9 protein-coding genes are annotated in these 13,756 nt (G+C 70.4%); 4 read left to right on the top strand and 5 right to left on the bottom strand.

Translation table 11 applies throughout. The features are described 5' to 3' along the window. The first annotated feature begins 8 nt into the window (after window positions 1-8). Both ALLO2_RS03505 and ALLO2_RS03500 read left to right on the top strand, forming a co-directional pair. Complete coding sequence (locus ALLO2_RS03505) at window positions 9-368, top strand: DUF742 domain-containing protein (protein ID WP_011435095.1); 360 nt, start codon at window positions 9-11, stop codon at window positions 366-368. After that, window positions 349-945: an ATP/GTP-binding protein gene (locus tag ALLO2_RS03500; RefSeq protein WP_011435094.1), complete on the top strand. Its 597-nt coding sequence runs from the start codon at window positions 349-351 to the stop codon at window positions 943-945. Before ALLO2_RS03505 ends, ALLO2_RS03500 begins: the two co-directional genes overlap by 20 nt. Before the next feature lie 59 nt (window positions 946-1,004). On the opposite strand, the gene ALLO2_RS03495 is transcribed toward ALLO2_RS03500, so the two are convergent. The 4 genes from ALLO2_RS03495 to guaB all read right to left on the bottom strand — a co-directional run bounded on the left by ALLO2_RS03495 (window position 1,005) and on the right by guaB (window position 10,260). Continuing rightward, a complete protein-coding gene (locus ALLO2_RS03495; protein WP_035729610.1) occupies window positions 1,005-2,426 on the bottom strand; it encodes an ABC transporter substrate-binding protein in 1,422 nt (473 codons plus the stop codon). Window positions 2,427-5,904: 3,478 nt separating this feature from the next. After that, window positions 5,905-7,122, bottom strand: a complete 1,218-nt coding sequence (locus ALLO2_RS03480; protein ID WP_023839777.1) for a hypothetical protein — start codon at window positions 7,120-7,122, stop codon at window positions 5,905-5,907. A 193-nt stretch (window positions 7,123-7,315) separates the two neighbouring features. Then, window positions 7,316-8,446, bottom strand: a complete 1,131-nt coding sequence (locus ALLO2_RS03475) for a GuaB3 family IMP dehydrogenase-related protein (protein WP_011435090.1) — start codon at window positions 8,444-8,446, stop codon at window positions 7,316-7,318. A 212-nt stretch (window positions 8,447-8,658) separates the two neighbouring features. Beyond that, window positions 8,659-10,260: an IMP dehydrogenase gene (gene guaB / locus ALLO2_RS03470; RefSeq protein ID WP_023839778.1), complete on the bottom strand. Its 1,602-nt coding sequence runs from the start codon at window positions 10,258-10,260 to the stop codon at window positions 8,659-8,661. Window positions 10,261-10,654: 394 nt separating this feature from the next. On the opposite strand from guaB, the gene ALLO2_RS03465 reads away from it, so the two are divergent. Both ALLO2_RS03465 and ALLO2_RS03460 read left to right on the top strand, forming a co-directional pair. Continuing rightward, window positions 10,655-11,071 (top strand): DUF5319 domain-containing protein, encoded by a 417-nt coding sequence (locus ALLO2_RS03465; protein WP_023839779.1) that lies wholly within the window; start codon window positions 10,655-10,657, stop codon window positions 11,069-11,071. A 442-nt stretch (window positions 11,072-11,513) separates the two neighbouring features. Continuing rightward, window positions 11,514-11,846 (top strand): WhiB family transcriptional regulator, encoded by a 333-nt coding sequence (locus ALLO2_RS03460; protein ID WP_011435087.1) that lies wholly within the window; start codon window positions 11,514-11,516, stop codon window positions 11,844-11,846. Window positions 11,847-12,062: 216 nt separating this feature from the next. Here the strand turns inward: ALLO2_RS03460 and groL are convergent, their stop codons facing one another. Then, window positions 12,063-13,703, bottom strand: a complete 1,641-nt coding sequence (gene groL / locus ALLO2_RS03455) for a chaperonin GroEL (protein WP_011435086.1) — start codon at window positions 13,701-13,703, stop codon at window positions 12,063-12,065. Window positions 13,704-13,756 lie beyond the last annotated feature (53 nt).

Below are 13,756 nucleotides of genomic sequence, written 5' to 3'. Positions count from 1 at the left end.
GAGTCANGGTGAGTATCGATCCCGAGGGCACGCCCGGGCCGGTCGTCCGTCCGTATGCGATGACCGGTGGGCGCACTCGGTCGCGCTATGAACTCGCCATCGAGGCACTCGTCTTCACGACGCCTCTCGGCGAGGAACGAGCGATCGGCCTCAACCTGGAGCAACAGACCATCGCCGCCATGTGCCGGCAGGTGCGATCCATCGCGGAGATCGCAGCCGGCCTCCGGGTGCCCCTCGGGGTGGCCCGCGTGCTGGTAGGCGATATGGCGGACGAAGGCTTCGTCCGCGTCCACCAGCAGCCTGACCGCGACGAGGCACCGGATCTCGCGTTGCTCGAAAGGGTTCTCAGTGGCCTTCGAAAGCTCTGACAACAGGCGGGTCAACTCCGCCGTCGCCACGACCTCGGTGAAGATCGTGGTAGCGGGCGGATTCGGCGCCGGGAAAACCACATTCGTGGGTTCGGTGTCCGAGATCGTCCCGCTGCGCACCGAGGCCGTCATGACCGAGGCGGGAGCCCACATCGACGACCTCACCCACCTGATGGACAAGACCACCACCACGGTCGCCATGGACTTCGGCCGAGTCTCGCTGGACGAAGATCTGATCCTGTATCTGTTCGGCACCCCCGGGCAGTACCGCTTCTGGTTCATGTGGGACGATATCGTGCGGGGAGCCATCGGTGCGATCGTGCTCGCCGACACCCGCCGACTGGCCGATTGCTTCGCCGCGGTCGACTACTTCGAGCAGCGGCAGTTGCCCTTCGTGATTGGCGTCAACTGCTTCGACGGGATCCTGCGGCACTCGATCGAGGACGTCCGGGAAGCACTGCAGGTCAGCCCGGCCGTTCCCGTCATCACCTGCGACGCCCGCAACCGCGACTCCACCAAGAGCGCGCTGATCGCGGTGGTCGAGCACACGATGTCGCGGGCGACCGCAGGGACCTGAGGTGATCCGCCCCGGGGCGGCCGGTGCCAGTCGCCCCGGGCAAGCGAGCCGACCCGAGCTCAGACGGGCGGGGGAAGCTTGCGGAGTTCGGCATCCAGCGGGACCTTGGTATTACCCGTATTGTTGACAATCTTGAGGTCGAAATCGTTCGCCTGCTGGTTCTGGTTCCACTGACCACCGACGAGGGCGATACGAGCCACGTTCTTCGGGACGTTGGGCTGAGCTCCGAACGCCACGGGTCCGACGATGGTCTGGGCGTCGACGTCGCGGATGGCCGTGGCGACGGCTTCTCGGTTGTCGAGGGAGTCGACGTTGCTCAGCGCCTTGACGGCGACCTCGAACAGGGCGTACGAGAATCCAAGGATCTGGGTCCACCCTTGGCCGCGGGCGCTGGTGAAGTCGTTGGCCAGCTCCAGGGACGTCTTGTTCGTCAGCGAGCTGCGGAAGGGATGCGCCGGTGACCACGCCACCTCGGTGGTAAGACCGTCACCACCGGTACCGAGGCCACGCACATCCTCCTGGAAGTAGATCGCCTTGGAGATCGTCAGGGCGTTCGGCGAGTAACCGAAGGTCCTGGTCTCCTTCCGGAAGGTGGCGAAGTCCGCGGCCCGGGACACGCCGACGACGGCCTGCACCCCGTTCTTCTCGAATTCATCGATATAGGTCTTGAATGAGGGCGCCCCGCTTGCGTAGCCGGCTGACATCGGCGACGTCAGCCGGAGATTGTTGTAATTGCGGATGGTGGGAATTCCGAAGTCCGGGTTGGCGAACGCGCGGCCGTCGTCGTCGTCCGGATACATGAGCCCCACCTTGGTGATCCCGAGCTGGCTCCACATCGCGACGTAGGTCGCCACCAGGTCCTCCATGCCCCAGAAAAAGTGGTAGGTCCAGCGGAAGGGCATGTCGACGTTGCCGCCCCGGCCATTCCACCAGGCCTGCCACGGGGCGATTGTGGAGATACAGGGAACCTGGTTGATCTCGCACTGGTCCGCGACGGGAACGGCAGTGTCGGAGGTGCCACCGACCAGCACGATGTCGACCTTGTCCTTGAAGATCAGGTCGGTTGTCGCAATCCCGGCGCCATGGCGGTCCGACTCGGAGTCCCGGACGAAGATCTCGACGGGATAGGTGCGGNNCCCCACCTTCACGCCATCGGCCAAGATCGTGCGCATCGTCTGCACCACATACGAGTCGACCACGCTGTGGCTGCGGAACGCCCCCGTCCGGGACGTCACATAGCCGAGACGTACCTTGCGCGCCGCGCTGGCCGAGGAGGATGAGCCCCCACACGCGGCCAACAGCCCGGCGGCCGGTGCCGCGACCGCCGCGGTCCCGGCCCAGCGAAGCAGACCACGCCGGTTAACGGTCCGTCGGCCGCTCTCCCGGGGAACGGGGACGCCCCCGTCCGCACCGCCAGCCACATCCGTCCTGCCAGCGGCGGCACACCGTCCGCCACCCTCACCACGGTCAGACCTGAGCATGGCACCTGATCCTGCCCCATGCCATCCTGAATCCGACAACGGGGGTCGGAACTCGGCAGATCCCGGGCTACCAGAGGCGCCTTAGATCCGACATATCGGTGTTTCACTTACCGTCAGCGNGGGGATGGATCTCCTCAGTTCACCCCGCAGTATCGGTGCGGTGCGCTGCCACTCGCGGTGAGTTCCAGCGTGCCCTGCGCCTTGTCGCGGATTCCGGCCCCGGGCTTGGCGATGTGCACCCCCGAAAGATCCTTCAGTGGCCCGCTGGTGAACTTCACGTTGCCGATCACATTCCCGCCGTCGTTACCGGCCACCGGCGTGATCGTGTACTGACCGGCGGTGCCGTCCCAGCTGTAGGCACCGGCGGTCCGTTCGACCACGAGCACACCGACGACATTGTCGGACAGCTTCAGGGGATTCGTCCCGGTAACCAGCCGGCATTCCCAACTGCCATCAATCATCGCCTTGCCATTGATCGCGTCCGGGCTGGTCGTGGTGGGCGTCGGCGAGCCACTGGGGGGAGCCGGCGAAACCGACGGCGCGCTCTTGCCGCCGCCATCGCCGCGCAGGAGTGCATAGCCGCCGACCGCGAGCAACGCGAGGACCAACGCAACGGCCAAAGGACCGATCCAATCCTGACGAAGCCAGGCGAGGCGATCCTCGCCGGAGAAGTCCTCGCCCTCCGGCTCATCCCGGGCATCCCCCTGTTCCCGCAGCCCCACCGCGCGGGCATCACGTCCGTAGGCCCGCCGCCCGGGCCCGGAATGGCCGCCGACCCCGGCGCCCTCCTCATGCCGGCCAGCATGTCCACGGCTCCTGGCGCCGGTTCCGCCCGCGCGACCGGCCCNGTCCGCGGTGCCACGCCGGCGCTCGCCGGCGCTCGCCGCACCCCCCTCACCCGATCGCGTCGATCCTGATGACCGGATGGGCTGGGGAGCCGAGACCGGTTGGAGACTGTTGGTGTCGGTCACCGGATTCGGGGTGCGGCGGCGGTCGGCAGGCACACTGCGACCACTCGGTTTGCGCACCGACCGGGAGGGCTGCCAGCCGCTGTCGTCATCCGGCGCGGCGCCGGCACCTCTGGCCTTTCCCGATCCCCGCCGGGGCACCAGGGACGTCCTCTCCGAGGGAGACTCGGGTCGGCGCCCCACCGGCGACAACGGAGTTCCGACCAGGCCACGCGCACCGGTCCCGGCCGGCAACGCGGAGGCGTCTGGCCGGTACAGCGGACGAGCGGTCGTCATCGTCTCCTCGACCCGAGGTACAGCCAGGTCGCCGGGCCTGCCGCTGGCCCGCGACGCATCGGCGTCGACCTCGGCAGCCGCCCGCCGCTCCGGGGCCGCGAGCGCCCGGCCGCGGGCCGGAGCGGACGGCCCGTTCTGGCCGGACAGCCGGTCGGTCGGACCGGCCAACGAGTCCCTCGGTCCAGACACCCGATTCGCCGGCACCCGCCAGTCGCTCCCCGTCGCAGCCTCCACCGGCGATCGTCGCCGGGCCACCGGGAGCGGTCCGGAGAGCGGGTCCTGGCGGCCGGGGACCAGTCCGGCGATCCCGTTGGGCCCGTTGGGCGGGAGAGAACGGACGGCATCTCCGGTGCCGGGCAGGGGAGTCCGCCAGCCTGCAAGATCCGCTCCGCCGTCGCGGGGGTCCCGCGGACGATCCTGGCGGGAGCGCAGACGGTCCTGGCGGAAGTGTGGGGGCAGGCCCCCGGTGGCCGGGCCCTGCCGGCCGACGGTGAGGTCGGCGGAGGCGGGGAACGCGCCGTTCCCGCCGGCGGCCTTACCCACGGGAAGGCCGTTGAGGCCCCCGGCGCCGTTGACCCCGGAACCGCCATTGACCCCGGAACCGCCATTGACCCCGGAACCGCCATTGACCCCGGAACCGCCATTGACCCCGGAACCGCCATTGACCCCGGAACCGCCATTGACCCCGGAACCGCCGTTCGGGCCCCTTTTTCCCGGACCCGGGTCCCTGCCGGGACGACTCGACGCCGATCCCGGCAGATAGGCTTCCGCGCCCCCGAATCCGCGGGGCGGAGTTGATGAGGTCGCGCCCGGACCAGCGGATCCGCCGCCACCGGGACGGACCTCGCCGGCCTCCCGGTTCGGGGCGCCCGGGCCCACTGCGGGCGTGCCCACACCGGGCAGTTGAACACGGGGCAGTTGAACACGGGGCGAGCTGTGCCCGTTCCAGGGATCCGTCGAGGAGTATGCGGTTTGGGGCCCGGCATCAGACGGCGGCGCGGCGGCGGTCACGCCAAAGCTCTCGGGCACCACCGGGAAGGCCGGGCCGGTGACCCGGCTCGGGGTGCCCGACTGGCCCGGAACTCCCCTGAGGTCCGCCGGCGACGTGGGAACGGCCCGGGACGGCAGCGCGGGAACCGGTCGGGCGGAGATCGGAAACCCACCGGTGAACGGGTCCGCGGAAGCCCCNCCCCCCGGTCTCGCCCCGGAGGTGGTTCCCGCCGCCCCGCCGGCCCGTGGGGAACGGCCCATGTGCACCGGTCCCGACGGCGGACCGGTTGGGACCGGGTAGGTCTCCTGACCGGGTCCGCCCACCTGCGGGTCGGACGGCGTCGTAGCCGTCCTGGACGCCGCGGACGGTGGCGGGGAGGCCGAGGGGAGGTAGGACGTCGGCCGGGACGCAGCCGGCGGCGGACCGGCGGAAACCCGAGGACCCCTGGGAACAGGAGGAGCAGGAGAAGCCACCGGAGCGGCGGATGACACCGCCGGGGTGGACGGGCCCGCGGGAGCGGGGGGGGTCACCGAGATGCCCGGCGGGCGTCCACCGGCGGGTCCCGGCGCCGGACCGTCCCAGGTGGTGGTCACGTCGAAGGGATCGGCGGGACGCGCACCGCCNCCNGCCGGCGGCATGGCTGGTCGCGGNCCCGGCGCCGGCTCACGCCGGGACCGGGGGTTCGGATCCCAGGATGTGGGCGCGGGCTCACGGGAGACAGGACGGGCTGCCTGCTCGCCCACCCGCTCCACCGCGAAGAAATCGTCGTCACGACGGGGGGCAGCCGGGCGCCCCGTGGCACCGTTGCGGTCGGTGTCATAGGTCGTCACAGAACTATCACCCGCCTCCGGGTGCGGGCGCCGGGCGTCGGCGACGTTATCCCAGCTTCAGGCATCATGGCCGCTGAACCGCTGTATTTGATCATAGGGCGGCATCTCCTGCCCCCCCTGGTCAGCACGATGCGGGCAGTCATCGTGTGGACGTGCGTCGGGTAAATGTGTGATCTGGTCACGCCGCCGGGTCCCCCGCCCAGCCGGACGAATGCACGTGGAGCAGCCTCGCTCCGGCNGGGGCGGTCTNGGGATGTGTCCCGGAGAATCGCACCGCCATGACCGCCCACCGATGCGCGAAGGACGTCCTATCACATCACCGACGAAAAAGCAATAGCACTCTCGTCCGTCGTCCCGTAGCTCATCCAGGCATCTGACAATAGTTCTATCAGCCCACTGTACACTGGTAATCGTCATCGCTTGTCACGGCAGGCGGCATAGATCTCCCGCACGATGCGCTGCGACGACTCGGACTGGACGTTGTCACTGAACCGCTGGTACTCCTCCTGGGTGTAGCCGGCTTCCAACTTCTCCAGCGTGCAGGTGCAATAGCCTTCGTTACCGTTGCTGACGTCGAGGCACGAGCTGAGATATGCCTGACGGACCTCCGGGGAGTAACGGCCCTTCTCCGCCGCGGCCGGGCCGGCCGCGGTCCCGGAGTCCGATCCACCGCCGCCGAGGGCGAGGAATCCGATGACGCCGAGCCCGAGGCAGACGAGAACGACGGCGGCGCCGATCAGCAACGGCGGACGGTCGCGCACGTGCTGGACGAACGCGGTGACCCGTGCCGGCAGCCCGCCGGCCTCGTCGCGCCGGGCCGTCGCCCCGCGCCGAGCCGTCGCCCCGCGCCGAGCCGTCGATTCACGCCGGGAGATGGGCCCGGACGGTGCCCATCCACTGTCGTGCTCGTCGAACGACCCGGCGTACGGCCCCGGCTCGTCGTCCGGATCGTCGTCCCACCGCGATGTGCCGTCCGCCGCACCGCCGGCGGACGGGGCGTACGTCGCCGCCAAGCCCCCGACACGCCGGATCTCGCCGGTCGAGTCGCCGTCGCCCCAGGTCGTCTGCGCCGCGGCCGGCCCGGCGGACGCAGCCACCGGATCGACGGGATCCGCCGCACCCGCGCGGCGGGCCGGACCGGTCAGATCGCCCCGCTCCGACGGCCCGTGCGGTGCAATGACGTCCGCGGCCGGTTCCCCCCACCGGCCGCGCTGGCCGGTGGGGCCGTAGGGTGCCAGCCCCCGCGCGTCCGGCTCTGACGGCGTGGCCACCACCCCGCCCATGGTGCGGGGTGGATCGGTGAGCGCCCCGCCCCAACTCGGCGGTGCCGGAGCCGCTTCCACGGCACCGGGTCCGGCACCGGGTCCGGCACCGGGCGACGAGCCGGCAGCACCGGGCCGCCCACCAAACGAACCGCCCTGCGCTCCTACCTCGGACCCGACCCGACCGGACCCGGGCTCCCCGGCCGGACCGGCACCGAAGGCGGGCCCACCGGGATGGTTGCCGAATCGCGCCGAGGCCGACGAACCAGCCGGCGGCGCTGCCGATGACGGCTGCCAGGTCTGGGCAGCCTCGTCCCAGACGTAGGCACCGTCGTCGCTGACCCAACGGCCGTGCTCGTCGAGGCGCATCTGTCGTCCTTCATGCCGGAGACGGACCGCTTCCAGGGTGCCATGTCGGGTAAGAGGCCGGATCGACCGGGTACCGCCGGTGGTGACACACCATGGGCACATCCGTCGAGCTCGCGCATCAGCGAGCGACACCTCACGCGACGGCTACCGCCTCGCGGGACGCCCGACGACCACGCATGACGTGCGTCGTCGGTCACGGACCGGCGGTCACCATGATCTCCGCCTTCTGGAACTCCTTCAAAGTTGCGTATCCCGTCGTCGCCATTGCCGTGCGCAGACCGCCGGCCAGGTTGAGGACACCGGTTCTGGTCGCCGTGCCCGGACCGGTCACGATCTGCGCGAGCGTCCCGGTCGGGGTCACCGGCGACCAGCGTCCCCGCGGCAGGTCGGAGTGCAGCACGTCCATCGGCCAGGCCCCGCCCTGGCCCGGGGCCTCCCGTGCGGCCGCGAGCGCCGCGTCCACCATGACCGCGTCCGCGCCGCAGGCCACCGCCTTCGCGACGTCGCCGCCAGTCCGAAGATCACCATGCACGACGACGTGGACGTAGCGGCCGCCCGACTCGTCGAGATAACGCATGCGCGCACCGGCCGCATCCGCGATCGCGGTGGCAAGCGGCACGCCGACCCCGAGCTCGTCCCGGGTGCGGTCACCGAAGCCGGACCCGACGCCCACGATGACACCGGCCGCCCCGGTGCGCATGAGGTGCAGTGCGGTGGAGAACGACGCGCACCCGCCAACCAGCACCGGGATGTCCAGCTGGCCGATGAACCGTTTGAGGTTGAGCGGCTCGCTGCGGCGGGACTGATGCTCCGCCGAGACCGCCGTACCGTGGATGACGAGCAGATCGATCCCGGCGGCCAGCACGTGCGGGCACAGGGCCTTGACCTTCTGCGGACGCAGCGCCGCGGCCACGACCACCCCCGCGTCCCGAAGCTCGGTGAGACGCTGCGCGATCAGCCCCGGCTGGACCGGCGCGGAGTACAACGCGCGCAGCCGCTCGGTCGCCGCGTCCGGGCCCTGGGCGGCCCCGATCTTGCTGAGCTCGGCGATGTGGTTCTCCGGCTCCTCGTACCGGGTCCACAGCCCCTCGATGTGCAGAACACCGAGNCCACCGAGCCGGCCGAGCGCGATCACCGACGCGGGTGAGGTCACCGCGTCGGCCGGAGCGGCCACGAGCGGCAGGTCGAACCGGTAGGCGTCGATCTCCCAGGCGAGCGAGACGTCCGCCGGGTCACGGGTCCGACGGGACGGAATGATGCCGACGGCGTCGAGACCATACGCGATCCGCGCGCTCTTGCCGATGCCGATCTCGACCTCTGCCACTGCTGGCGCCTCCTGATTGGGCCGGCGGGCTCGTGCCGACCGGAAAACTGACGTATCTGCTCCACGACTGACCGAACATCCCGGTGACCATCCGATCGGGTGGCCACCGGCTCGTCCCACCCTGCCGAGGTGACCGCGCCCGAGACACGACGGCCGTCACCGGCCTGGGGACGGCCCGGCGACGGCCTGGTCGGTCGCGCGACGCGATGGCGTCAGCGCGCGGAGTTGTAGTTTGGCGCCTCGACGGTCATCTGGATGTCATGGGGGTGGCTCTCGATCAGCCCCGCCGAGGTAATACGGATCAGCTGCGCCTCGTCCTGCATCCGCCGGATGGTGGGCGAGCCGGTGTAGCCCATCGCCGCCCGCAGACCGCCGACCAGCTGATGGGCCACGGCCGCCAGCGGACCCCGGTAGGGCACCTGGCCCTCGACGCCCTCGGGAACCAGCTTGTCATCGGAGAGCACATCGTCCTGGAAGTACCGATCCTTCGAGTACGACCGCGCGCCGCCGCGGCTACGCATGGCGCCGAGTGAGCCCATACCCCGGTAAGCCTTGTACTGCTTGCCGTTGATGAAGATCAACTCTCCCGGGCTCTCGTCGACACCGGCCAGCAGGCTGCCCAGCATGACCGTGTCGGCGCCGACGGCGATGGCCTTCGCGATGTCACCCGAGTACTGCAGGCCGCCGTCGCCGATCACCGGCACACCGTGCTCCCGGGCGATGCGCGATGCCTCGTAGATGGCCGTGACCTGGGGGACGCCGACGCCGCTCACCACCCGGGTGGTACAGATCGAGCCGGGCCCGACCCCGACCTTGATGGCGTCCGCCCCGGCCGCGATCAGCGCCGCCGCGCCGGCTCCGGTCGCCACGTTGCCACCGATCACGTCGAGCGGCCGACCGTCCACCCCGGTCGGCATGTCGGTCTTGATCCGGCGCACCACGTCGGGCACGGCTCGATGATGCCCGTGCGCGGTGTCCACGACGAGGAAGTCGACCCCGGCGGCGACGAGGACCTGGGCGCGCTTGTAGGCATCCTCCCCCACGCCGACGGCGGCGCCGACCATCAGCCGGCCGTCGGTGTCCTTGGTGGCATGCGGGTACTGCTCCCGCTTGGTGAAGTCCTTGACGGTGATCAGACCGCGCAACCGGTCACGCTCGTCCACGATCGGCAGCTTCTCGACCTTGTGGCGGCGGAGCAGGGCGAGCGCGTCCTCCGGCGAGACGCCCACCGGTGCGGTGATCAGCGGCATCGGAGTCATGACGTCCTGCACTCGACGCGAGTAGTCCCGCTCGAAGCGGATGTCCCGGTTCGTCACGATGCCGACCAGCCTGCCGTCGGATTCCGTCACCGGGACACCCGAGATCCGGTACCGCGCCATGAGGACGTTCGCGTCCTCCAGGGTGGCGCCGGGTCCGCAGGTCACCGGCGCGGTGATCATCCCGGACTCGGAACGCTTCACCATGTCGACCTGCTGCGCCTGTTCGTCGATCGAGAGGTTGCGGTGCAGCACCCCGACCCCGCCCTGGCGCGCCATCGCGATGGCCATGCGGGCCTCGGTCACCGTGTCCATGGCCGACGACACCAACGGCACGGCGAGATCGATGCTCCGCGACAGGCGGGTCGTCGTGTCCGCCTCCGCCGGTACCAGATCGGAGGCGGCCGGAAGCAGCAGCACGTCGTCGAAGGTCAGCCCGAGCATCGCCAGCTTCGGCGGTACCGCGGCGGCCTCGGCCCCCAGCAGGTCGGGACGCGCGCCGACGTGGGTGCCCACCCCGGCCGGCAACGTGAAATCGGTGGCGAGGGGACCGTTCATGGCACCTTCCATTCCGCGTTGACCGAGGCCGCGGACCCAGACCGACGCCGCGGCACGAGCCCGCCCGCCGTCCTGGAGTGACGGGCCGCGCGCAACGGCGAAAAAGTCTACCTACTACCAGAACCGGGTTACCAGAACTGGGCTACCAGAATCGGGCACCGAGCGGCGGCACGGACTCCATCGTAGAGGTCACCGGCACCTATCGGCGGTTCCAGCGTGACCGACATCGCCATGGATGACATCTTCCTATACCACAGCGCCGTCCAACGTGCCTGATCCGGACCCACGCGCCCGGCAGAACAGCGGACCGACCACGACGGACCATGTCCGGAGGGCCGCACATCGGTGCCGAGACTCCGGATCGGGACCACTAAGCAGTCCGGGCAAGCGTAGCGTGGTCGTCGTGAGCGACGAGCCTGTCGACCCCTTCGCGGGCGACCCCGAGGATCCGGCTGCCGAGCTCGCGCGCCTCGACTCCGTTGACGACCTCGACCTGCTCGAACCGCTGTCCTTGCACGAGCGGGAGGAAGTCCTCGCCGAGCTGGGGGACCTCGACGTCTTCCGCACGCTGCTCGAGCCGCGCGGCTACCGCGGCCTTGTCGTCGACTGCGAGGGCTGCGCCGAGCCCCACTTCTTCGACTGGGACCTGCTGGTCGGCAACCTGCGCAACCTTCTCAACGAGGGGCGGACGAGAGTCCACGAGCCGGCGTTCGCGCCGAACCCGTCGTGCTACGTCAGCTGGGAGTACGCTCGCGGCTTCGCCGACGGGATCTACGAGGCGTCCGCCGCCTCGGAGGCGGACTCGCGCTGAGGCGGCCCCGCGTCGCCGCCTGGCCGGACACCCGGCCGGGTAGATCCCGCGTGCCGGGGATGACCCCGGCCGGGGTGGATGCCGCGCGCCGGCAGAGCGCGGCCGGCGGTGGCCACGCTAATTCCCGCTCAGGCCGTGTGACCGGCCGACCACCGGGGTAGGCGTTCGACCGTCAACAGAAGTTCCGCCGGACCTGCGGATCCGGCGCGGTCGGTCGGCCATGACGGAACACGGCGCCGGCCGGGAGTCCCGCGGCCGACTCGGACCCTGATCCGCCTGAGATCCCTGGACATCCAGGGACTTCCCGACCGTGTAACGGCCGGGCGGAACGACCCGTGACGCAGGCTCACCCGGGTGAAATTTCAAGATCATCCAAAGGGTGGCCCAGTACTACGGTGAAGCGGCGGCGCTTGCCGCTCAGGTCGAAAGGGGGCTCAGACCGATGACCGACGTCCGACGACTTCCAGGCCCCGGCGCGGAAAAGTGGGAATGGCAGCTGCACGGGGCGTGCCGTGGTGAGAGCACGGAGCTCTTCTTCCACCCGGAGGGCGAACGGGGGCCGGCCAGAGCCGCCCGTGAGGCCGCGGCCAAGGCGGTCTGCGCCCGCTGCCCGGTCATCCGCGACTGCGGTGAGTACGCGCTGACCGCCCGGGAGCCCTATGGCGTATGGGGCGGGCTGAGCGAGTCCGAACGGGATGCGATCCTCACCGGCCGCTCCCGGCGGGGGGCCGCGAGACGCACCCCGGCCCGCCCCGGACTCGCACCGGCCTGCTGAAGGAGGGCCGCCGGGTGCCGATAGGCGGACGGGTCGGGATATCCGGTCCTGGTCTCCTGGATCACCCACGACGGGTGAGTGACCCGGCAGCGACCCAACGCGCCGACGGCCCAACGCGCCGGAGCCCGGTCGATCCTCTGGGACCGACCGGGCTCCGGACGTACCGGGGCCCGGGGGCCGGGCCGCACCCGGCGGGGCCCCACGACGCCAATCCGGTCAGAAACCCGGGCCCTGCGGGTGGCTGTGCCCGTGGCCGTGGCCGTGGCCGTCCTGGGGAGCGGGCTCCGCCGGCTTCTCGACGACCAGGCCCTCGGTGGTGATGAGCAGAGCCGCGATCGAGGCGGCGTTCGCCACCGCCGACCGGGTGACCTTGACCGGGTCGATGACGCCGGCCGCGATCAGATCGGTGTACTCGCCGGTGGCCGCGTTGTACCCACGACCCGGCTCGAGCTCCTTGACCTTGGAGACGATGACCGCGCCCTCCAGACCAGCGTTGCGCGCGATCCACGACAGCGGGGCGTCGAGCGCGCGGCGCACGATCCGCACCCCGGCGAGCTCGTCCCCGGTGCGACCGAGCCCGTCATCGAGCACGGACGCCACGTGGGTGAGCGCGGAACCGCCGCCGGCGATGATGCCCTCCTCGATGGCCGCGCGGGTAGCCGACACGGCGTCCTCGAGGCGGTGCTTCCTCTCCTTGAGCTCCACCTCGGTGGCGGCGCCGACGCGGATGACCGCGACCCCACCGGCGAGCTTGGCCAACCGCTCCTGCAGCTTCTCGCGGTCCCAGTCGGAGTCGCTGACCTCGATCTCCTGCTTGAGCTGACGCACCCGATCGGCGATCGAGGAGGCCTCGCCAACCCCGTCAACGATGGTGGTGTTGTCCTTGTCCACCACGACCCGCCGGGCCCGGCCCAGGTCGGCCAACGTCACCGCGTCGAGGGAAAGACCGACCTCCGAGGCCACCACCTGGCCGCCGGTGAGCACGGCGATATCCTGCAGCAGTGCCTTGCGGCGGTCCCCAAACCCGGGAGCCTTGACCGCGACGACCTGGAAGGTCTTGCGGATCGAGTTCACCACCAGGGTGGACAGGGCCTCGCCCTCGACCTCCTCGGCGATGATCAGTAGCGGCTTGCGCTCCTGGACGACCTGCTCCAGCACGGGCAGGATCTCGTTCAGCGCCGAGATCTTGCCCGGGTAGAGCAGGACGTAGGCGTCCTCGAGCACGGCCTCCTGGGCCTCGGCGTCCGTGACGAAGTACGGCGAGATGTAGCCCTTGTCGAACTGCATGCCCTCGGTCAGTTCAAGGTCCAGCCCGAGGGTCTGGCTCTCCTCGACCGTGATGACGCCGTCCTTGCCGATCTTGTCGATCGCCTCGGCGATCAGTTCCCCGACCTGCGGGTCCTGAGCGGAGATGGCGGCGACCTGGGCGATGGTCTCCTTCGAGTTGACCTCGATGGCCTGCTTCAGCAGTGCCGCGGAGACGGCCTCGACGGCGGCCTCGATGCCCAGCTTCAGCGTCAGTGGGGCGGCCCCCGCGGTCACCTGCTTGAGACCGAAGCGCACCATCTCCTGGGCTAGCACGGTCGCCGTCGTGGTGCCGTCGCCAGCCACGTCGTTGGTCTTGGTGGCGACTTCCTTCGCGAGCTGGGCGCCCAGGTTCTCGTAGGGGTCCTCCAGCTCGATCTCGCGCGCGATCGTCACCCCGTCATTGGTGATCGTCGCGGCGCCGTAGTGCTTGTCGATGACGACATTGCGACCACGCGGGCCGATCGTCACCTTGACCGCGTTGGCCAGGGCGTTCACCCCGTGCTCGAGCGCGCGGCGGGCGTCCTCGTTGAACGTCAGAATCTTCGGCATACCTGGTTGTCCTCCCGACACCGAATACCGGTGAAAAACAGCAGGAGCGCGCC

The sequence above is a fragment of the Frankia sp. Allo2 genome (assembly GCF_000733325.1).
Taxonomy (GTDB): Bacteria; Actinomycetota; Actinomycetes; order Frankiales; family Frankiaceae; genus Frankia; species Frankia casuarinae.
The sequence above is the reverse complement of the archived record's forward strand: the minus strand, read 5'-3'. Positions and strand labels throughout refer to the sequence as shown.

What these genes read in the sequence shown, in the direction of transcription:
- ALLO2_RS03480 (WP_023839777.1), bottom strand. Translation starts at nt 7,122, where the DNA reads ATGCGCCTCGACGAGCACGGCCGTTGGGTCAGCGACGACGGTGCCTAC.
- ALLO2_RS03460 (WP_011435087.1), top strand. Translation starts at nt 11,514, where the DNA reads ATGACCGACGTCCGACGACTTCCAGGCCCCGGCGCGGAAAAGTGGGAA.
- guaB (WP_023839778.1), bottom strand. Translation starts at nt 10,260, where the DNA reads ATGAACGGTCCCCTCGCCACCGATTTCACGTTGCCGGCCGGGGTGGGC.
- groL (WP_011435086.1), bottom strand. Translation starts at nt 13,703, where the DNA reads ATGCCGAAGATTCTGACGTTCAACGAGGACGCCCGCCGCGCGCTCGAG.